The 20,350-nt window shown below is 74.3% G+C and carries 15 protein-coding genes, 1 pseudogene and 2 riboswitches; of the genes and pseudogenes, 5 read left to right on the top strand and 11 right to left on the bottom strand.

Annotated features, from left to right (window positions below; all coding sequences use genetic code 11):
• Nucleotide 1: 1 nt before the first annotated feature.
• Nucleotides 2–847 carry a precorrin-4 C(11)-methyltransferase gene (gene cobM / locus HNR25_RS19890; protein WP_184637604.1) on the bottom strand — a complete coding sequence of 282 codons (846 nt, stop codon included), beginning with the start codon at nt 845–847 and terminating at the stop codon, nt 2–4.
• A 126-nt stretch (nt 848–973) separates the two neighbouring features.
• Nucleotides 974–1,717 (bottom strand): precorrin-2 C(20)-methyltransferase, encoded by a 744-nt coding sequence (gene cobI, locus HNR25_RS19885; protein WP_184637602.1) that lies wholly within the window; start codon nt 1,715–1,717, stop codon nt 974–976.
• 260 nt (nt 1,718–1,977) lie between these two features.
• Between cobI and HNR25_RS19880 the strand changes: the two genes are divergently transcribed.
• Both HNR25_RS19880 and HNR25_RS19875 read left to right on the top strand, forming a co-directional pair.
• Nucleotides 1,978–3,369, top strand: a complete 1,392-nt coding sequence (locus tag HNR25_RS19880; protein WP_312862739.1) for a cobyrinic acid a,c-diamide synthase CobB — start codon at nt 1,978–1,980, stop codon at nt 3,367–3,369.
• A 23-nt stretch (nt 3,370–3,392) separates the two neighbouring features.
• Nucleotides 3,393–3,971 (top strand): GNAT family N-acetyltransferase, encoded by a 579-nt coding sequence (locus HNR25_RS19875; RefSeq protein WP_184639572.1) that lies wholly within the window; start codon nt 3,393–3,395, stop codon nt 3,969–3,971.
• Between the two features lie 78 nt (nt 3,972–4,049).
• On the opposite strand, the gene cobO is transcribed toward HNR25_RS19875, so the two are convergent.
• The 3 genes from cobO to HNR25_RS19860 all read right to left on the bottom strand — a co-directional run bounded on the left by cobO (nt 4,050) and on the right by HNR25_RS19860 (nt 7,768).
• Nucleotides 4,050–4,652: a cob(I)yrinic acid a,c-diamide adenosyltransferase gene (cobO, locus tag HNR25_RS19870; protein WP_184637600.1), complete on the bottom strand. Its 603-nt coding sequence runs from the start codon at nt 4,650–4,652 to the stop codon at nt 4,050–4,052.
• A gap of 82 nt (nt 4,653–4,734) precedes the next feature.
• Nucleotides 4,735–6,891: a putative cobaltochelatase gene (locus HNR25_RS19865; protein WP_184637598.1), complete on the bottom strand. Its 2,157-nt coding sequence runs from the start codon at nt 6,889–6,891 to the stop codon at nt 4,735–4,737.
• A gap of 56 nt (nt 6,892–6,947) precedes the next feature.
• A riboswitch (cobalamin riboswitch) is annotated at nt 6,948–7,077 on the bottom strand.
• A 421-nt stretch (nt 7,078–7,498) separates the two neighbouring features.
• Nucleotides 7,499–7,768, bottom strand: a complete 270-nt coding sequence (locus HNR25_RS19860) for a DUF6504 family protein (RefSeq protein ID WP_184637596.1) — start codon at nt 7,766–7,768, stop codon at nt 7,499–7,501.
• Nucleotides 7,769–8,024: 256 nt separating this feature from the next.
• Between HNR25_RS19860 and HNR25_RS19855 the strand changes: the two genes are divergently transcribed.
• Nucleotides 8,025–10,364, top strand: a complete 2,340-nt coding sequence (locus HNR25_RS19855) for a serine/threonine-protein kinase (RefSeq protein ID WP_184637593.1) — start codon at nt 8,025–8,027, stop codon at nt 10,362–10,364.
• A gap of 106 nt (nt 10,365–10,470) precedes the next feature.
• Entirely contained in the window at nt 10,471–11,436 is a 966-nt protein-coding gene (locus HNR25_RS19850; RefSeq protein ID WP_184639570.1) for a quinone oxidoreductase family protein, read from the top strand.
• Between the two features lie 87 nt (nt 11,437–11,523).
• Here HNR25_RS19850 and HNR25_RS19845 read toward each other — a convergent pair whose 3' ends face one another.
• The 3 genes from HNR25_RS19845 to cobN all read right to left on the bottom strand — a co-directional run bounded on the left by HNR25_RS19845 (nt 11,524) and on the right by cobN (nt 17,125).
• Nucleotides 11,524–12,666: an SPFH domain-containing protein gene (locus HNR25_RS19845; RefSeq protein ID WP_184637591.1), complete on the bottom strand. Its 1,143-nt coding sequence runs from the start codon at nt 12,664–12,666 to the stop codon at nt 11,524–11,526.
• 55 nt (nt 12,667–12,721) lie between these two features.
• Nucleotides 12,722–13,162, bottom strand: coding sequence for an NfeD family protein (locus HNR25_RS19840; RefSeq protein WP_184637589.1), 441 nt, complete (start codon nt 13,160–13,162; stop codon nt 12,722–12,724).
• 171 nt (nt 13,163–13,333) lie between these two features.
• Nucleotides 13,334–17,125, bottom strand: coding sequence for a cobaltochelatase subunit CobN (gene cobN, locus HNR25_RS19835; RefSeq protein ID WP_184637587.1), 3,792 nt, complete (start codon nt 17,123–17,125; stop codon nt 13,334–13,336).
• Between the two features lie 66 nt (nt 17,126–17,191).
• Nucleotides 17,192–17,276: riboswitch (cobalamin riboswitch) on the bottom strand.
• A 155-nt stretch (nt 17,277–17,431) separates the two neighbouring features.
• On the opposite strand from cobN, the gene HNR25_RS19830 reads away from it, so the two are divergent.
• Complete coding sequence (locus tag HNR25_RS19830; RefSeq protein WP_184637585.1) at nt 17,432–17,986, top strand: hypothetical protein; 555 nt, start codon at nt 17,432–17,434, stop codon at nt 17,984–17,986.
• 21 nt (nt 17,987–18,007) lie between these two features.
• Here HNR25_RS19830 and HNR25_RS19825 read toward each other — a convergent pair whose 3' ends face one another.
• From HNR25_RS19825 to HNR25_RS19815, 3 genes and pseudogenes are all read right to left on the bottom strand, one after another.
• Nucleotides 18,008–18,721, bottom strand: coding sequence for an ABC transporter ATP-binding protein (locus tag HNR25_RS19825; RefSeq protein WP_184637583.1), 714 nt, complete (start codon nt 18,719–18,721; stop codon nt 18,008–18,010).
• Nucleotides 18,721–19,545, bottom strand: coding sequence for a lantibiotic immunity ABC transporter MutE/EpiE family permease subunit (locus HNR25_RS19820; protein WP_184637581.1), 825 nt, complete (start codon nt 19,543–19,545; stop codon nt 18,721–18,723). Before HNR25_RS19820 ends, HNR25_RS19825 begins: the two co-directional genes overlap by 1 nt.
• An 88-nt stretch (nt 19,546–19,633) precedes the next feature.
• Nucleotides 19,634–20,281 (bottom strand): annotated as a pseudogene (locus HNR25_RS19815) (ABC transporter ATP-binding protein); the annotation flags it as partial.
• Between the last annotated feature and the right edge of the window lie 69 nt (nt 20,282–20,350).

The following is a 20,350-nucleotide window of genomic DNA, read 5'->3' as shown; positions in this document are numbered from 1 at the left end:
GCTACGCTCCTCGGCGCGCCTCGCGCAGCTGCCGGCGCGCCTCGCGGTCGGCCCGGCGGTGGGTGTGGAAGTGGCCGGGGTGGTACAGGTGCGAGCGGGTGCCGCCCGCGTTGAGGGCGGGCCCGACCAGCACCAGCGTGTGCTTCCACAGCCGGTGCTCCTTGACGGTGGCCTCCAGCTCGCCCAGTTCGCAATGCACGATCAGCTCCTCGGGCCAGGTGGCCTGGTAGGCGATGATGCACGGGGTCTCGTGCCCGTAGCCGCCCTCGATCAGCTCCTCCTGCAGCCGGCCCGAGCGCGCCGCCGAGAGGAACAGCGCCATGGTGGTGCCGTGCCGGGCGAACTCGCGGACCTCTTCGCCCTCGGGCATGGGGGTCTTGCCGCCGCCCAGCCGGGTCAGCACCACGGACTGGGCGATCTCGGGGACGGTCAGCTCGCGCTGGGCGATCGCGGCGACCGCGCTGAACGCCGAGACACCCGGGATGATCTCGACCTCCAGCCCCAGGTCGTCGCAGACTTCCACCTGCTCCTGCACCGCGCCCCACAGCGCGGGGTCCCCGGAGTGGATCCGCGCGATGCGCAGGCCCTCCTCGGCGGCACGGCGGTAGTAGGGCAGCACGCCTTCCATCGGGAGCTTGGCCGAGTCGACGACCTCGGCGCCGGGGCCGACGTGTTCGAGCACGTCCTCGTGCACCAGGCTTGCCGCCCAGATCACCACGTCGGCGGCGGCGACGGCGCGGGCAGCGCGGACGGTCAGCAGGTCGGCCGCGCCCGGACCGGCGCCGACGAACACGACCGCCCCCGCCGGGGCTCCGCTGTCGTGCTCACTGCTGTGCTGGCTGGCCATGCCGTTGCTCACTCACCTCTCGTGGTCGAGACGCGCGGCGCGGTGTGCACCGCGCCTGTACGCGTCGGTCGTCGTCGCTGCGCCCGCGGCCGCTGCCGCCGGCGCTCCGTGCAGCCGGTTCCGGCCTCACAGCTTCCCGCCGCGCCCGGCTTCGCGGCGGGCGGGCGCGATGAGCGTGGACAGGTAGGGCAGGCCGGATCCGTCGAGCCCCGCCAGCGGCGCGATCTCCTCGTCGGGCAGGCCCAGCCGGGCGCCGTAGACGGAGTCCTCGCCGCGGCCCGAATCGCGGACGGCGCCGGCGACCTGCGGCGCGAACCGGCCGAACTTGTAGGCGACCACGGTGGCGTCGGAGTCCAGCGCCGAGCGCAGCCGCTCCACTCCCCCGGTTGCGGGCAGCAGGGTGAGGGGTTCGGAGCCCTCGGCCAGAACCCGGCCGGAGCGCGCTGCCAGATCCTGCATGGCGGTGACCCCGGGGATGGTCTCCACCTCGGTGCCGGGGGCCATCTCGCACACGGTCTGCGCGAGGTAGGTGAAGGTCGAGTAGACATTGGGGTCGCCGATGGTGGCGAAGGCCACCGTGGCCTTCCCCTCCTCGAACCGGCTCAGCACGGTGCGGGCGGCCTCGTCCCAGGCGCGCACCCGCCGCGGGCTGAGGCCTTCCCGGTCGTTGAGCGCGAAGACGGCGCGTTCGATGCGGGCGTCGTCGACGTGGGCGCGCACGGTGGCTTCGGCGCGGCCCGGCTCGTCGCCGGCCAGCACCGGGACGATCACGGTGTCGGCTTCGCGCATGCGCCGCACCGCCTTGACCGTGACCAGTTCGGGGTCGCCCGGTCCCACACCGACGCCCACCAGCCGTCCACCCGTACCCATACCACCGCTTCCGTCGCCGACTGCGCTGCACCCGCCCCGCGCCCCGCGGCCGCACAGGTGCGGCGCTGCGCTGTGGGGAGGTCTCCGTCAGCGTATCGGGACGCCTCCGGCCGGCCCGCATCCGGCCCCCGCCCCGCGCCCGTCCGCGAGCAGGGGGTGCGGAGCCGAGCGGGCCGGGAACGCCCTAGCATGGCCACTCGCCGCCCGGTCCGACGCGCGGCGGCGGCACAGGATATGAAGGAGAGTGGAGCAGCGTGCCCGTGATTCCGCGTGTGGTGGTCGCCGCCCCCGCGTCGAGCAGCGGCAAGACGACGGTCGCCACCGGCCTGATGGCGGCGCTGGCGGCCCGTGGCGACCGGGTCAGCGGGCACAAGGTGGGGCCCGACTACATCGATCCCGGCTACCATGCGCTGGCCACCGGGCGCCCGCCGCGCAACCTCGACCCGGTGCTGTGCGGCGAGGACCGCGTCGCGCCGCTGTTCCTGCACGGGGCCGCCGGCGCCGACATCGCCGTCGTCGAAGGCGTGATGGGCCTGTTCGACGGCGCCGCCGGCTCCGCCGCTCCGGACGGGCCGGGCGATCCCGGATCCACCGCGCACGTGGCGGCGCTGCTGGGCGCGCCCGTGGTGCTGGTGGTCGACGCCTCCCGCAGCGCGCGCTCCGTGGCGGCCCTGGTGCACGGCTTCTGCACCTACGACCCGCGCGTGCGCATCGCAGGGGTGATCCTCAACCGCGTGGGGTCCCAGCGCCACGAGGAGATCCTGCGCACAGCGCTGGAGGACACGGGCACCGAGGTGCTGGGCGTGGTGGGCCGCCGCGAGCGGGTGCACACCCCCTCGCGCCACCTGGGCCTGATCCCGGCCGCCGAGCGGGCCGACGACGCCCACGGCGCGGTACAGGAGCTGAGCGAGCTGGTGGCCGCCTCCTGCGACCTGGACGCGCTGCGCGCCGTCGCCCGCGCCGCCCCGCCCCTGGCCGCCGAGCCGTGGGACGCCGCGGCGGAGGCCGAGCCGTGGCGCATCCCCGCGCGGACGCGCCCGCCGCGCATCGCCGTCGCCGGCGGTCCCGCCTTCACGTTCGGCTACACCGAGCAGGAGGAGCTGCTGCGCGCCGCCGGCGCGCAGGTGCACGCCGTGGACCCGCTGCGCGACGAGGCCCTGCCGGAGGGGACCGACGGGCTGATCGTCGGCGGCGGTTTCCCCGAGGTCCACGCCGCCGAGCTGTCGGCCAACGCCGCGCTGCGCGGCGAGGTCGCCGCGCTGGCCGCCCGCGGCGGGCCGGTCGCGGCCGAGTGCGCCGGTCTGCTCTACCTGTGCCGCAGCCTCGACGGCGCTCCGATGTGCGGTGTGCTGCCCGCCGACGCCGCCATGACCGGATCGCTGACACTGGGCTACCGGTCGGCGGTCGCGGTCGGCGACACGCTGCTCGCCCGGGCGGGGACCCGCGTACGCGGCCACGAGTTCCACCGCACCGCCGTCGAGCCGCGGTCGGGCGACCGGCCGGCGTGGCAGTGGAACAGCGGGGGCGGTGAGGGGTTCGCCTCCGGCACCGTCAGCGCTTCGTACCTGCACGTGCACTGGGCGGGGCTCCCCTCGGCCGCGGGGAGGTTCCTCACCGCGGCGCGGGCACGCTCCGCGGAGGAGGTCCGGTGAGCGACGACGTCCCGGCCCCGATGATGCCGGCGGCGGTGCTGCAGACCGAACGCCTGACGCTGCGGGCCCACACCCGCGACGACATCGGCGCCGTCTACCGCGGAGCCGCCGACCCCGCGGTGCAGCGCTGGCTGCCCATGCCGGAGCCCGGCGCGCCCTATACGCGCGCCGACGCCGAACACTGGTGCCTGGTTGCGGCGCCGCAGGCCCGGGCCGGCGGCGACGGCCAGCAGTGGGCGGCCGTGGACACGGCGACCGGCGCCTACCTGGGGGCGATCGGCCTCAACCGCACCGCGTGGCGCGCCCGCTGCACCGAAATCGGCTACTGGCTGTGCGCGTGGGCGCGCGGCCGCGGCCTGGCGACCGAGGCGGTGGTGGCCGTGTCCCGGTGGGCGCTGGTCGAGCAGGGATTGCAGCGCGTGGAGCTGAAGGCGGCCGTCGGCAACGCCGCGTCGCGGCGCGTGGCCGAGAAAGCCGGGTTCGCCTACGAAGGCACCGAACGCAACGCCATGCCGCTGCACGAGGGCCGCACCGGCCTGGCGACCTACAGCCTCATCCCGGGCGACCTGCACGGCGCCGAAGCGGATACCACCGCGCGCTAGGCGCCGCTGCGTTCGCCGGGGGTGCCCCTGGACCCGCCTCCGGGCCCGGCGCGGTTCCGGGACACCCCGACGGCGCCGTCACCACTCGATGCCGCGCTGGCCCTTCTGCCCGGCGTCCATGGGGTGCTTGATCTTGGTCATCTCGGTGACGAGATCGGCGGCCCCGGTCAGGCGGGGGTCGGCATCGCGTCCGGTCACGATGACGTGCTGCTGTCCGCCGCGCCGGGACAGGGTCTCGACGACGTCGTCGACGTCGACCCAGCCCCACTTCATCGGGTAGGTGAACTCGTCGAGGACGTAGAGCCGGTAGGTCTCGGCGGCCAGGTCGCGTTTGATCTGGGCCCATCCTTCGGCCGCGTCGGCCGCGTGGTCCTGCTCGGTGCCCGACCGCTGGATCCACGACCAGCCCTCGCCCATCTTGTTCCAGTCGACCCGGCCGCCCTCGCCGGTCTCGCCGAGCACGCTGAGCGCGCGCTCCTCACCGATGCGCCACTTCGCCGACTTGACGAACTGGAACACGCCGATGTCCCAGCCCTGCGCCCAGCCGCGGGTGGCCAGCCCGAACGCGGCCGTCGACTTCCCCTTGCCCGGCCCCGTGTGCACGACCAGCAGCGGGCGGTTGCGGCGCTGGCGCGTGGTCAGCCCGTCTTCGGGCACGTAGTCGGGTTTGCCCTGCGGCATGTGTGTCCCCTCGGTTCTACAGGTGTGTTGAGAGATCGGCCGGGTGGGTGCGGAGGCGCGGCCGGCGGCGGCCGGCCCGCGCTCACGCCGCGCTGCGGGTCGAGCGCACCAGGCCGCTGAGCGCGTCGGCGCCCAGCTCTTCCAGGCGGACCGCTTCGGCCTCCATCCCGGCCGCCAGGCGCGACGCGAGCCCCAGGCGCACCGGCCCGGACTCGCAGTCGACCACGACTCCGTGGACCCCGCGTGCGCCGATGCGCGCACCGGCGCGCAGCGCCTCGTCCAGCCCGCCGCGCGTAGCGCGCCCGTCGGTCACCACCACCAGCAGGGGGCGGCGACTGGGGTCGCGCAACCGTTCGACGCGCAGCACCTCCGCCGACCGCGCCAGCCCCGCCGCCAGCGGGGTACGCCCGCCGGTGCGCAGCTCGTGCAGGCGCCGCGCGCCGGCCTCCACCGAGGAGGTCGGCGGCAGCTCCACCTGGGCGCCGGTGCCCCGGAACGTGACCAGGCCGACTTTGTCGCGCCGCTGGTAGGCGTCGGTCAGCAGGCTCAGCACCGCGCCTTTGACGGCGCGCATCCGCTCCCGGGCGGCCATGGAGCCGCTGGCGTCCACGCAGAACAGCACGAGGTTGCCTTCGCGGCCTTCGCGCACGGTCTCGCGCAGGTCGCCCGACCGCACGAGCAGTCCCGGGCCGGCGCGGCCGCGGGCGCGCTGGTGGGGCGCCGCCGCGCGCAGGGTCGCCGTCAGGTGCAGGCCCCGCACCGACGCGCGCGGCACCCGCGCGCCGGAGGTGCGGCCGTAGGGGGTCTCGGCGCGCGAGCGGCGGCCGGGTGCGCCCTCGCCGACACCGCTAAGGCTGAACAGGCGGGGGCGGTAGGTGTCGCCGGCCTCCGACCGGCTCCCCTGGCCGGGGTCCTGCGGGCGGGGCGGCGACTGCTCGTCGCCCGATCCGGTGTCGTCCTCGGCCCCCGGCCCGGACCCGGCGGGCCGTTCGGGGCCGGACGGATCATGGTCGCCGTCGCCGGGCTCGGGGCGGTCCCGCTCCGGCCCGCCGCCGGTGTCCGTGTCGGACGATTCCTCCGGCGGCGCGCTCGAATCGGGGCCGTCGGCCCCACCGCCGCCATCGCTGCCGCCATCGCTGCCGTCGTCGCTGCCGCCGTCGTCCCCGCCGCCGGGGTCGCCGTCGGAGCCGTCCGGCTCACCCGGGTCTTTTGGGTCCGCATCACCCGCCTGATCCAGGGCCTCCTGGAGCCGGTCCTCGTCGAGGTCGGGCGCGTCGAAGGGATCGCGCCTGCGCCGGTGCGGCAGAGCCAGGCGGGCGGCGTCGCGCACGTCGTCGGCGGTGACTTCGCCGTGGTCGTGCCAGGCGGCCAGGGCCATGGCGGCCTGGGCGGTGACGATGTCGGCGCGCAGGCCGTCGACGTCGAAAGCGGCGCAGACGGCGGTGACCTGGCGCAGCGCGGAGTCGGTCAGCGCAACCCCGGGCAGGCGCTTGCGAGCGGCGCGGATGCGGCCGGCCAGCTCCGCCTCGTCGTCGGCGTAGCCCGCGGCGAAGCCCTCGGGGTCGGCCTCGAACGCGAGCCGGCGCCGCACGACGTCGGCGCGCAACTGCGGGTCGCGGGTGGCGGCCACCTCCACGGTCAGGCCGAACCGGTCCAGCAGTTGCGGACGCAGCTCGCCCTCCTCGGGGTTCATCGTCCCCACGAGCAGGAACCGCGCGGCGTGGCGCACCGAGACCCCCTCGCGCTCGACGTGGGAGGTGCCCATGGCGGCGGCGTCCAGCAGCAGGTCGACCAGGTGGTCGTGCAGCAGGTTGACTTCGTCGACGTAGAGGACGCCGCGGTGGGCCTCGGCGAGCAGACCGGGTTCGAAGGCCTTGACGCCTTCGGTGAGGGCCCGTTCGATGTCCAGCGAGCCCACCAGCCGGTCTTCGCTGGCGCCCACCGGAAGCTCCACCAGCTTCGCCTCGCGCTCGGCGGGCACCGCGGAGTCGCTGTGGGGACCGTCGGGGCACTGGGGGTCGGGGGCGGCGGGGTCGCAGCCGAACCGGCAGTCCTGGACCACGTCGAGGTCGGGCAGCAGCGACGCGAGCGCGCGCACGACGGTCGACTTGGCGGTGCCCTTCTCACCGCGCACCAGGACGCCGCCGACGTCCGGCGAGACGGCGTTGATCAGCAGCGCGAGTTTCAGGTCGTCCATTCCGACGACCGCGCTGAACGGGTAGCGAGCAGGAGCGCTCACGCAGGTCAGTCCTTCCTCGGGAATCCGCGCCCATAGGGGTCGTGCCCGGTGCCGCGCAGTCTCCTGGCTTCCGGATCACCGCTCGCCCGCCGCCTTCCCACCGGACGACGTCCGGCAGTGGCGCTCGTTGCGGGCCGCTCCCCGGTCACAGTGGCGGGACCGCCCCGGATTCGCACCGGGTTCCTGCGTGCTGGGGGCTCGACCGCAGGGTGTGCGGCCGGATCCGCCCAGCGCCGGCACCGCTCCCAAGAGTCTCATACCGCCCCCGGACCGTCCCCACCGCGTCGGCCGGTGCGCACCGCACCCTGCCTCCCCGGCGCGATCCGCCCGCCGCCGCGCGCTTGGGGGGTCGACACCGCGCCGGTCCCCCTCCCGCTGGACCGTGCGCGCGACCGGCTCGAACCCGGCCTGGCCGGCGGCATCGCGGAGGGCCGCACACTCGCCGGCTCCGACGCAGCCCGCGCCGAGGCCGAGCGCACCCGCATCGTCCACCGGGTGCGGGAGATCGGCCGGGAGTTCGAGCAGGCGACCGGGTACCGCGGGCGGCGGCCGGATGCGGACACCGGGCGCCGGTTCGGTTCCGGTACCGGACCGGCGCCCGGCCGGATCAGTCCCAGACGCGGGCCAGCAGCCACGCGTCGGAGGCGGAGTCGTGCTGGAGTTCGTACACCCCCCGGGCACGGGTCGATCCCGCCTCGACCCGCCAATGGGCGCGCTGGGGCAAGTTGCCCCGGGTCGCGCGCGACCAGTCGGAGCGCAGGGTGATCCAGTGGTCGACGACGTGGCGGACGTTGTAGACGCGGCGGTCCCATACGAAGCGCACCGGCCGTCCTTCGCGCTCGGTGACGGCGACCGGCACACCGTAGACGTGGCCCACTGGCGACACTCCCCTCAGCTGCGGCCTCCCGCGGGAGGCTCCGGCCTGCGGGGAAGGACAGACCCTGGATTCGAACACGTGTTCTAACGATAGCCGATATCCGGAGTATGCGGAACCCGGATGCGGCGCGGCCTGTCTAAAATCGACATGCACCCGCCCCAAGCTCGACGAAGCCCGGCAATCGGCTCCGACACGCCCGCTCCGGGCGTCTGTACGCTATGACGCGAATTCCCCCTGGCCTAAGGAACTCAGCACTGTGACGGACAACGGGCACGAGCGCGCCAAACCCCTGCGCACCGGCGACCCCCAGGAGCTCGGCGACTACCGCATCGAGGGCAGACTGGGGCGGGGCGGCATGGGCACCGTCTACCTGGCCCGCGACTCCGCCGACCGGCAGGTCGCCGTCAAGCTGATCCACCCCGACTTGACCGACGACTCCGACTTCCGCCGCCGGTTCGCGCGCGAAGTCGAATCCGCCCGCAAAGTCGCCCGGTTCTCCACCGCCGGCGTCCTCGACGCCCGCCTCGACGGCGATCCGCTGTTCATCGTCTCGGAGTACGTTCCCGGCCCCAACCTGGCCCAGTCCGTCACCGCCGACGGCCCCATGGCCGGGGGAACGCTGGAGAGCCTCGCCCTGGGGGTCGCGGCGGCGCTGACCGCCATCCACCGCGCCGGCGTCGTCCACCGCGACCTCAAACCCGGAAATGTGCTGCTCTCGGCGGTGGGCCCCAAGGTGATCGACTTCGGTATCGCCCGGGCCATGGACGACGAGAGCGCGGTCACCCGCTCCAGCCAGCTGATGGGCACACCCTCCTACCTGGCGCCCGAGCTGATCGCCGGCGGCGAGATCACCCCGGCCTCCGACATCTTCTCCTGGGGCTGCCTCGTCGCCTATGCCGGCACCGGCAAGGCGCCGTTCGACGCGCAGACGGTCCCCGCGGTGCTGCACCTCATCAGTTCCGGCGAGGCCGACCTGGAAGGCCTGGACGCGCAGCTGACCGGCCTGATCCGCAGCGCACTGGACAAGGACCCGCGCAACCGGCCCACCGCGCAGCAGCTGATGACCATGCTGGTGGGCCAGGACGACCCGGCCGAAGCGGAGGCGATCGCCGGCGACACGGTGGTCGAGTCCTGGACACCGCCGTCCACCGCGGCGGCCGCGGGCGCGGCCGGCGGGGCGCCGACCGGCGCCGCCGCGGCGGAAGCCGCCGACGGCGCGGAGCCCGGTTCCGGATCCGGGAACGGCGGGGACGCGGCCGCTCCCGGAACCGACGCGGTCCCGACCGAACCGGCCCCCCACCCGCAGCAGCCCGACACCGCATCCCCGGCACCGGCCACCCGGCCCTACCCCCAGGAGGACGGTCCCGCGTCGGGTCCGCAGGCCCCGTACGGGCCCGGGTCCGCCGGCGGACCCGGGCCGCAGCCGCCTCCGCCCGGTCCGCAGTGGCAGCCGCCGCACGGCCCCCCGCCGGGCGCCGAGGCGGGATACGCGCCGCCCGGCGGCTTCCCCCCGGCCGGACCACAGCAGCAGCCCTACGGCCACCCGTCCGGCCCCCAGCCCCAGTACGGCCCGTCGGGACCGCAGGCCCCGCCCGGCCCCCCGGGACCGCAGGGGCCGCAGCCGGGTCCCCGGCAGCAGCCCTACGGGCCGGGACCGGTCTCGCCGCCCTACGGGCAGCCGGCCGCGGGCTACGGCGGCCCCGCGACGCCCGGCGGTCCGGGCGGTCCGGGCGGCGGGGGCACTCCCGGCGGCCCCGCGCCCCGCAGGAGGCGCCGCACCGGCATGCTCCTGGGCGCCGCGGCGACCGTGCTGGTACTGGTGGCGGGCGGTGTGATCGGCTCCGCACTGCTACTCGGCGGCGGGCCGCCCGACGGCACCCTCGTCTACCAGGACGACTTCGCCACCAACGGCTGGGACGTCGACGAGTACGAATCCGACGACGAGTACCTGGAGCGGGCCTACCACCCCGACCACGGGCTGATCCTGCGCATCTCCGAGACCAACGACTTCGGGGGCACCATCGGCGACACCCCGCCCTACGAGGGCGAATTCCCCGAAGCCGCCCGGGTCGAAGCCGACGTCGAAGTGCTCGCCGGCCCCGACTACAGCGAGTTCGGTGTCTGGTGCCACCTCCAGGAGGCCGACGACGAGGACGAGAGCACCTCCTACGAGGCGCTGGTCCGGTTCGACGGCGGCGGCGCCGAACTCCGGCGCGACGGCGGCCCCGCCGGGGAGGCGGCGCTGGCCTCGACCGACGAGGTCGACGGCTACGTCCCGCGGCCGGAGGACTCCTCCCCCTTGGAGGACGGCGACGACGCGGATCCCGTCCTCAACACGGTGACGCTGACCTGCGAACCCGACGAGGACGCCGGGACCATGGACCTCGACCTGTGGGTCAACGGCGAACACGCGCTCGAAGCCGTCGACCCCGACCCGCTGCCCGACGACGCGACCGAGGAGCGGCCGCGCAGGACGGGGATCCGGCTCAAGCGCACCGGCAGCGAAGAGGACACGCCGATGGTCGGGTTCCACCGCTTCGAGCTCCAGCGCCTCGGCGGCCCGGAAACCGGAGGCACGGCGGCCGACACCGCCTGAGGACCGGGGCGGCCGAGGGCGGTGTTCGCGACCTAGCCTGGTCCTGTGCAGGCCGGCAGCACCTGCACGGACAAGCCCCATGACGCAGCACTCAGAGAGGTCAGGCATGCGCGCCATCGTCATCGAAGAGCAGGGCGGCCCCGAGGCCATGCGCCTCGCCGACATCGACACACCCGATCCGGGGGCCGGCGAGGTGCTGGTCGACGTCGACGCCCGCGGCGTCAACTTCATCGACGTCTACCAGCGCAGCGGCGCCTACTCGGTGCCCACCCCCTTCACCCCGGGGGTCGAGGCGGCCGGCCGCGTCGCCGCCGTCGGGCCCGGCGTCACCGAGTTCGCCGCAGGCGCCCGGGTCGCCTGGGCCATGCTGCCCGGCGGCTACGCCGACCAGGCCGTGGTTCCGGTGCAGCGGCTGGTCCCCGTGCCCGACGGCGTCACCGCCGAGCAGGCCGCCGCCACCCTGCTGCAGGGCATGACCGCGCACTACCTGACCCACGCGACCTACGCGGTCCAACCCGGCGAGACCGTGCTGGTGCACGCCGCCGCGGGCGGTACCGGGCTGCTGCTGGTCCAACTGGCGAAGGCGCGCGGCGCCACGGTCATCGGAACCGCCTCCACCGGGGAGAAGCAGCGGTTGGCGCGCGAGGCCGGCGCCGACGAGATCATCGACTACACGACCGCCGATGTGGCGCCGGCGGTGCGCGAGCTGACCGACGGCCAGGGGGTGGCGGCCGTCTACGACGGGGTGGGCGCCGGCACCTTCGAGGCGAGCTTGGCGTCGCTGCGCATGCGCGGCGTGCTCGCGCTGTTCGGGCAGGCCGGCGGCGCCGTGCCGCCGGTGGACCCGCAGCGGCTGAACACCGCCGGGTCGGTGTATCTGACCCGGCCGTCGCTGGCGCACTACGTGGCCACCCGTGCGGAGCTGCTGGAGCGCGCCGCCGACGTGTTCGGGCTCGTCGAATCCGGCCGGCTGGAGGTGCGTGTCGGCGGGCGCTACGCACTGTCCGAGGCGGCACGCGCCCACGAGGACCTGGCGGCGCGGCGCACGACCGGCAAGCTGCTGCTGACCTGAGCCCGCACCCGGGCCGCGGCCCGGGCCCGCGCACCGCCGGGCGGGGCGGGCCGGATCGGCCGCCCGCTCCCGGCGGTGCCGCGCCGGCTACCGGCTGGGGCTCTCCGTGTCGCCGTCGTGTCCGCCCTCGAAGGCGGTCGCACGCTGCCCCGGAACCTGGCCGGACGCGTCGCCCGCCGCGGCCGCGGCCTCCTGGCGGGCGTTGGCCACCGCCTCAGCGGCGATCTCGGCGGCGTGGTCGGCGGCCCGGGTCGCCGTTTCGCGATTCTGGGCTGCGGTCAGCTCCGCCGGGGACTCCTCGCCGGCCTGCTCACCGGATTCCCCGGCACCCTCCTGCTCGGAACCGGTGGGCGCTGCGGCGCCGGTTTCGGAGGCGAAGGCCTTGCTGACGTTCTGTACCGCCTGGCTGAGCTCGCCGGGGATCACCCAGAAGGTGTTGCCTTCGCCGTTGGCCAGGTGCGGCAGCATCTCCAGGTACTTGTAGGCGAGCAGCTTGGGATCGGCGTTGTTGGCGTGGACCGCTTGGAAGACCCGCTCGACGGCCTGGGCCTCGCCGTCGGCCCGCAGGATGCGCGCCTGCTGGTCGCCCTGGGCCTCCAGAATGGCCTGCTGGCGGGCGCCCTCGGCGGTGAGGATGCGCTGCTGGCGCTCGCCTTCGGCGTGCAGCACGACGGCGCGCTTGTCGCGCTCCGCGCGCATCTGCTTCTCCATCGCCTCTTTGATGGAGGGCGGCGGGTCGATGGCCTTTATCTCGACGCGGTTGACCCGGATCCCCCATTTCCCGGTCGCCTCGTCGAGGACGCCCCGCAGCATGGAGTTGATCTCCTCGCGGGAAGTCAGCGTGCGCTCCAGGTCCATGCCGCCGATGACGTTGCGCAGCGTGGTAACGGTGAGCTGGTCGATGGCCGCGAGGTAGTTGGCCACCTCGTAGGCGGCTGCCCGCGGCTCGGTGATCTGGTAATAGAGCACGGTGTCGATGTTGACGACGAGGTTGTCCTCGGTGATCACCGGCTGCGGTTTGGACGAGAAGACCTGTTCGCGCAGGTCGTACTTGGTGTTGACGCGGTCGACGACCGGGATGATGAAGTTCAGCCCCGGCCTCAGGGTGCGCTGGAAGCGGCCGAACCGTTCGATGTTGTACGCGCGTGCCTGAGGGACGATCCGCACCGTCGAGACGACTGCGAGTACGACTAGCGCAGCGATGACGATGAAGAGTATTTCGATCCCCATGGCTACCTCCGGGTGGCCGAGCGGATGACGGGGGACGGTGTGCAGCGCGGCCCGGTCACGGCAGCGCTTCCCTGGGGTAGACGACGGCCGTGGCTCCGTCGATCTCCATGACGTCGACCCGGGTTCCCGGCGGGATCACGGTGTCCTCGTCGATGCAGCGGGCCGACCATTCCTCGCCGGAGAGTTTGACGCGGCCCTGCTCGCCGGTGACCTCGTCGACCACGACGGCCGACTGCCCCACGAGCCGGTCGGTTCCCGACCGCAGCGGCGGCGGCTGGTACAGGTGCCGCTTGGCGATGGGACGCACCACGACCAGCCCGGCGAGCGAAGCGACGATGAAGATGAGGACCTGCCCGACGAAGCCCATGCCCACGGCGCCGGCGACGCCGGCGACCAGCGCGGCCACGGCCAGCAGGCCCAGCGCCAGGGTGAGGGTGAAGACCTCGGCGACGCCCAGGGCGGCGGCCGCGATCAGCCAGAGGGCCCACATCGGCATGGTTACCGACCTCCCGTCCGGACACGGCTTGGTCTCAACCTACCCGCTACTAGTGAGCAACCACACAGCTGCGGCTCACATTCCGGACGCGGGCGGCACGGGCGCGCGGCGCGCGGCGGCGTGCGCGGCGCCCGCACCGGGCACGCGAGGGCGGACGCGCCAGGACACGACTCAGTCCTCGTCCTCCAGGTCGCCCTCCAAGGCGAGGTAGGTCTCGCGCAGCCGCTCCAGCGTCTGCGGGTCGGGGTTCTCCCACAGTTCGCGGTCGGCGGCCTCCAGCAGCCGCTCGGTCATGCCGCGCAGCGCCCACGGGTTGGACTCCTCCAGGAACTCGCGGTTCTGCGGGTCGAACACGTAGCTCTCGGCGAGCTTGGCGTACATCCAGTCGTCGACGACCCCTGCGGTGGCGTCGTAGCCGAACAGGTAGTCGACGGTGGCGGCGAGCTCGAAAGCGCCCTTGTAGCCGTGGCGGCGCATGGCCGCGATCCAGCGCGGGTTGACCACGCGGGCACGGAAGACGCGGCGGGTCTCCTCGCCCAGCGTGCGGGTCTTGACCTGGTCGGGAACCGCGGAGTCGCCGACGTAGGCCGCGGGGTTGGCGCCGGTCAGCCGGCGGACCATGGCGACCATGCCGCCGTGATACTGGAAGTAGTCGTCGGAGTCGACGATGTCGTGCTCGCGGGTGTCCTGGTTCTTGGCGGCCACCGAGATACGGCGGAAGGACGCCTCCATGTCCGTGCGCGCCTCGCGGCCGTCGAGCCCGCGGCCGTAGGCGTAGCCGCCCCAGACCGCGTAGACCTCGGCGAGGTCGGCGTCGTCGCGCCAGTTGCGGGCGTCGATCAGCGGCAGCAGACCCGCGCCGTAGGCGCCCGGGCGCGATCCGAAGATGCGGGTGGTGGCGCGCCGCCAGTCCCCGTGGCCGGCGTGGTCGGCCAACGCGTGGGCGCGCGGGAAGTTCCGGTCGGCGGGCTCGTCGAGCTCGGTGACGGCCTTGATCGCGTCGTCGACCATGCCGATGACGTGCGGGAAGGCGTCGCGGAAGAACCCGGAGATGCGCATCGTGACGTCGATGCGCGGCCGCCCCAGCTCCTCCAGCGGCACGATCTCGAACCCGGTGACCCGGCGCGAGGCGTCGTCCCAGGTGGGACGCACGCCCAGCAGCGCCAGCACCTCGGCGACGTCGTCTCCCTGGGTGCGCATGGCGGCGGTGCCCCACACCGTCAGCCCCACCGAGCGGGGGTAGTCGCCGTTGTCGTCGAGGTGGCGGCGCACCAGGGAGTCGGCCAGGGACTGGCCGACATCCCAGGAGTTGCGCGACGGCACGGCCTTGGGGTCGACCGAGTAGAAGTTGCGGCCGGTGGGCAGCACGTTGACCAGGCCGCGGGTGGGCGACCCGGACGGGCCGGCGGGGACGTGGCCGCCGTCCAGGGCGTGCAGCACGGCGCCGATCTCGTCGCGGGTGGCGGCCAGCCGCGGAACGACCTCCTCGGCGGCGAAGCCCAGCACGCGCACCGCCTGTTCGACGGACTCCCCCGCGGGCACGGCCGACCCGAGCTCGCGGGCGACGGTCGGCTCGGCCTCCTCGGGCGCCCAGCCGCGCTCCTCCATGGCCTCGACGAGGCGGCGGGCCAGCGTGTCGACGAGGTCGAGGGCGTCGGAGGCCGTCCGCGCCGGGCCGTCGACGAGCCCGCTCAGCTCCGCCGGCACCTCCGCCTGCGCACCCGGTTCGGCCAGCAGCACCTTCTCGTCGAGGCCGAAGGCCCCGGCCAGAACCGCGCGCAGCCCCGGCAGCGCGCCGACCTGCCCCGCCCACACCTGGGAGGCGCGCAGCACCGCCATCACCAGGTTGATCCGGGGCTCGCCCTCGGGCGCGTCGCCGAGGATGTGCAGCCCGTCGCGGATCTGCACGTCCTTGATCTCGCACAGGTAGCCGTCGACGTGCATGACGAAGTCGTCGAACTCGTCGTCGCCGGGCATCTCGTCGCGGTGCAGGTCGTGGTGGAGCTCGGCGGCCTTGATCAGCGTCCAGATCTGCTGGCGCAGCGCCGGTGCCTTGTCCGGGTCGAGGTCGTTGACCATGGCGTACTCGTCGAGCAGCTGCTCCAGCTTGGCGATGTCGCCGTAGGTGTCGGCGCGGGCCATCGGCGGGACCAGGTGGTCGACGACGGCGGCGTGGGCGCGCCGCTTGGCCTGAGTGCCTTCGCCGGGGTCGTTGACGATGAACGGGTAGACGAGCGGGAGGTCGCCCAGCACCGCGTCGGGGGCGTCCTCGGCCGCCAGCCCCAGCCCCTTGCCGGGCAGCCACTCCAGGGTGCCGTGCTTGCCCAGGTGCACCACCGCGTGGGCGCCGAAGCCGGGGGCGGAGCCGTCGCCGGTCTCGGGGGAGGCTTCCAGCCAGCGGTAGGCGGCCAGGTAGTGGTGGGACGGCGGCAGGTCGGGGTCGTGGTAGATCGCGACGGGGTTCTCACCGAATCCGCGCGGCGGCTGGATCATCATGACGACGTTGCCGAACCGCAGCGAGGCCAGCACGATCTCGGGGCGGCCGCGGGAGTCGTCGACGTAGAGGTCGCCGGGCGGCGGCCCCCAGTGCTCGGTGACCGCGGTGCGCAGCGCCTCCGGGAGCGCCTCGAACCACCGCAGGTAGTCCTCCAGCGGAACCCGGTTGGTGGCCACGGCCAGCTGGTCCTCGCTGAGCCATTCCACGTCATGGCCCCCGGCGCGGATCAGGGCGTGGATGAGGGGATCGCCGTCGTCCTCGCGGCGGTCCTCCTCGGGTCCCGGAACCCGCCACAGCGCGTCGTCCTCGCCCAGGTCGTAGCCGCGTCCGGCGAGCTCGCGGAACAGGCGCACGGCCGAGGCGGGGGTGTCCAGGCCCACGGCGTTGCCGACGCGGGAGTGCTTGGTGGGGTAGGAGGACAGGACCACGCCGAGGCGGCGGCGGGCGGGCGGCACCGCGTGCAGGCGGGCGTGGCCGACCGCGATCCCGGCGATGCGGGCGGCGCGCTCGGGGTCGGCGGCGTAGACGGGGATGCCGCTGTCGTCGGCGATCTCCTTGAACGAGAACGGCACGGTGATCAGCCGGCCGTCGAACTCGGGGATGGCCACCTGCATCCCGGCGTCCATGGGGGTCAGCGCGGCGTCGGAGGCCTGCCAGCGCTCCCGGCTGGAGGTCAGCACCAGGCCCTGCAGGATCGGCACGTCCAGGGCGGCCAGCGCACCGGCGTCCCAGGCGTCCTCGTCGCCGCCGCCGCTGGCGTCGGCGGCCACGGCGCCGCCGGCGGCGAGCACGGTGGTGATGACGGCGTCGGCGCGGTCGAGGATCGCGAACAGTCCGGGGTGGCTGTCGCGGGTGAGCCCGCGCAGGGAGCCGGAGTAGACCGGCAGGGGCGCGCCGCCGGCGTCGGCGATGGCGTGGCACAGCGTGTCGACGAAGCCGGTGTTGCCGGAGAGTTCGTGGGCGCGGTAGAAGATCACGGCCACGGTGGGGGCGTCGGCGGCGGGCTGCGGGGCGGCCCGCCCGTCGGCGCGCGGGCCGGTCTCGTGGACGCCGTACTCGGGCATGTCCTGGGGCGGCTGGAAGCCTTCGCCGGTCAGCAGCACGGTGTCGGACAGGAACCGCGCGAGTTCGCGCAGGTTGGCGATGCCGCCTTCGCGCAGGTAGGCGTGGGCGTCGGTGGCGACACCGGAGGGAACCGACGAGTGCGCGATCATCTCGGCGTCGGGTGCGGCTTCGCCGCCGAGGGCGACCAGCGGGACGCCGTGGGCGCGCAGCCGCTCCAGCCCGCCGGGCCAGGCCTCGCTGCCGCCCAGCAGCCGCACGACGGCGATGTCGGCGCCGTCGAGCAGTTCACCGAGGTCGCCGGGTTCGGTGCGGGCGGGGTTGGCTGTGCGGTAGCCGGAGTCTGCGGCCCTCGCCGCCAGCAGCTCGGTGTCGGCGGTGGACAGCAGCAGAATGGTAGCCACGCGTGGTCGTCCTTCTCTGGCTAGCCGGGGTCCTCGCCCCGTGACCGGACATGGGCACGACGGACGGAGTTCCTGGCTCGGGCGACGCTCCGGCTGCGGAGCGCGGGCTCTGACAGTTGCGGGACAGCCGCGGACTCCCACCGCGTTCCTCCGTGCCGTCGCCGCCCATCCTGGCAGACGCCCGCGACCGGTCTCCGGGCGGCGGCCGCCTCGGCACGGCGATCCGGGCCACACGGGCGCTGCGGCGGTGGCGCGGTGCGGCCATACGGTTCCGGAGACGGCCGGGCTTTGGGAGAATCGGCGATTATGAGCTACCCTCCGTCTCCCTCGGATCCGGGCGATCCCTATAATCAGTCCTTCCAGGACGATCCCTACGCCCAGCCGGGCCCGGCCCCCGGCGGCTACGCGGGCGATCCCGCCGCCGGAGGCGGGATCCCCTACGGCCACGGCCCCCAGGCGGGCGGGTGGCAGGCGCCCTACGAACACGGGGGCGACGCCGTCCTCACCACCGTCGGCGACATCGCCATCACCCGGACGTCCGTGGTCACTCCGGCGGGCCGCCTGCCGATCAAGGGCAGCACCTGGACCGTCACCGATATGACCCACACCACCCAGGGCGTCTCGCAGACCGGCATCGTCCTCACGGTGGTGTCGCTGGTCATCTTCATCTGGTTCTGCGGCGTGGGCGTGCTGGGCCTGCTCTTCCTCCTCATGAAGGAGGAGAAGACCACCGGCAACATCCAGGTCACCGTGCAGGGCGACGGCGTCTACCACTCCACCATGGTTCCGGCGCAGGGCCCGCAGACGCTCGTCCAGGTCACCCAGACGGTCAACTACGCCCGCTCTCTCGCGGCGACCTGACGCGCCGCGGCGCGGGGGTTCTCACCGGACTCCGGCATCGGAGCGGGTGACCAGGTCGAAGAACCCGCTCTCCAGGTCGCCGCCGGCGGCCAGTCCGTCGAGCGGGCCCTCGTAGGCCGTGCTGCCCGACACGAGCACGCCGACGCGATCGCAGGTGCGGGCGACCTGGTCCAACTGGTGGCTGGATACCAGCGTCGCCACCCCCTCCGCGGCCAGGTCCCGCAGCAGCGTGCGGATGTCGCGCGTCCCGACCGGGTCCAGCCCGTTCGTGGGCTCGTCCAGCACGAGCAGCCGCGGACGGGCGAGCAGCGCCAGCGCGATCCCCAAGCGCCACCGCATGCCCAGGGAATAGGCCGAGGTCCGGCGTCGGGCCACGTCGTCCATACCCAGCGCGCGCAGGGCCGCATACCCCCACTCCCGGGGGACCCCGCGCAGCCGGGCGTGCACCCGGATGTGCTCCAGCGCGTCGAGGTGGGGCCACAGCGCCGGCCCTTCGACGAGGGTCCCGACCTCGCCGCGCGACCGGGCGTCCATCGGGCGCCCGAACGCGGCGATCTCGCCCGAGTCCAAGCTGGCCAGGCCTGCGATCGCCTTCATCACGGTGGTCTTGCCGGCCCCGTTGGGCCCCAGAAGCCCGTAGACCTCGCCGGGGTTCACGGTGAGTCCGGCGCCGTTCAACGCTCGATTGCCGCCCAGGGACTTGTACGCCCCGGTCACGCGCAGCGCCTCGGTCATCACAATTCCTTCCGGTTCACATAGCGGGAGCCGACGGCCAGGAGCACGGCGGTCAGCGCGGCGGAGAGGCCCACGGCCACCGGCAGCACCGTCATGTCGCGCAGGGGTGCGTCCGGGGGCAGGGGGACCCCCGACGCCTCGACGCCCGCGAGCGGGACCACGGCCCGCATCGGCCAGGCGAGCGGGATCGCCCACCACACCGGCTTGTCCGCCAGCAGCGCGCCGAACACCATGCCGACCACGCCGGTGCACGTGGCCGCGGTGAATCCCCAGGCGTGGGCGACTACCAGGCACAGCGCGAGCGTCGCCAGGCTCGCCAGCCACGGCAGCATGCCTGCGGCCACGACCAGCGGAAGCTCGCCCGCCTGGCCGAAGAGGACGCACAGGACGCACAAGAGGCACGTCAGCAGTGCGGCGCTCACCAGGCTCATCGCGGCCACGGCGGTGAATTCTCCGAGCAGGAGCCGGCTGCGGGGGAAACCGTAGGAGTAGAGCAGCAGCCGCGCCTGGTCGTCCTGGCGCACCGCCGCCGCCGCGTACAGGGCGGCGGCCATCGGCAGCAGGATTCCCCAGAACATCAGGACGACCTGCAACCACACATCCCACACGAAGCCCTGGCGCCCCTCCGGGGACAGCACCGCCACGAGTCCCTGCGGCAGTACCAGGCCCACCGGCAGCCCGACCGTCATCCACAGCGGGAACCGCCTCCACAGTCGCAGGGACTCGGTGGCGGTGACCGTGGACCACGACGGCGCGTCGACGGCCCCTACCGGTGCGGCCGGCCCTCCGGTCCGAGTCGGCCCCCGCCGCTCTGGCTCGCTCATCCTGCCTCCGTTCCCGGCGTGTAGGCGGCCGGCGTCCTCGGTACCGGCCGCATCGCACCCCGTACGTAGCCGTCCGCCCCGACCGGGTTCACCGGGAACCGGTGCGCGGGTCCGCGGTCGCGCCCGACACCGCTGCGGCGTAGGCGCCTTCGAGGCCGCGGCCGGGGCCCGCAGCCGCAGCCAGCTCCCCGGGCGACCCGGTGAACACGGCGGTTCCCGCGCGCAGCACCGCCACCCGGCCGCAGAGGCGCCGGACGTCGTCGAGGTCATGGGTCGACAGCACCACCGTGGACGTGCGGGCGAGCTCGGCGACGAGTTCCCGCACCCGGTAACGGTGCAGCGGGTCCATCCCGGCGGTGGGCTCGTCCAGGACCAGCAGCGGCGGCGCCCCGAGCAGCGCGTGGGCGAGGGCGACGCGCTGGCGGGTGCCCGTGGACAGCGCGGCGACGCGGGTGTGCGCCTCGAAAGTCAGGGCGAGCCGCTCCATGGCGTGGTCGGCCAGTTCGCGGCGCCGCCGGACGTGGGCCACACCGTTCAGCAGCGCCGTGTAGTCCAGGTACTCGCGTGTGGTCAGGTGCGGATACAGCGCCGGGCGCTCGGGCAGGTAACCCGCCAGCCGCCGGATCCCGCGCCGAGCCCGGGCGCGCCTCAGGTCGTGGCCGCCGACGTCGAGCCGGCCCGAGCGCGGGCGCAGCGTCCCGGCCACCAGCCGCAGCAGCGTCGACTTCCCGGCCCCGTTGGGGCCGAGCCTTTTATACCTTTTAAGGCTGACGGTCCGTTATAGGTGTTTACTGACCTAGCTGGG

Source organism: Streptomonospora salina (assembly GCF_014204715.1).
GTDB lineage: Bacteria > Actinomycetota > Actinomycetes > Streptosporangiales > Streptosporangiaceae > Streptomonospora > Streptomonospora salina.
The sequence above is the reverse complement of the archived record's forward strand: the minus strand, read 5'-3'. Positions and strand labels throughout refer to the sequence as shown.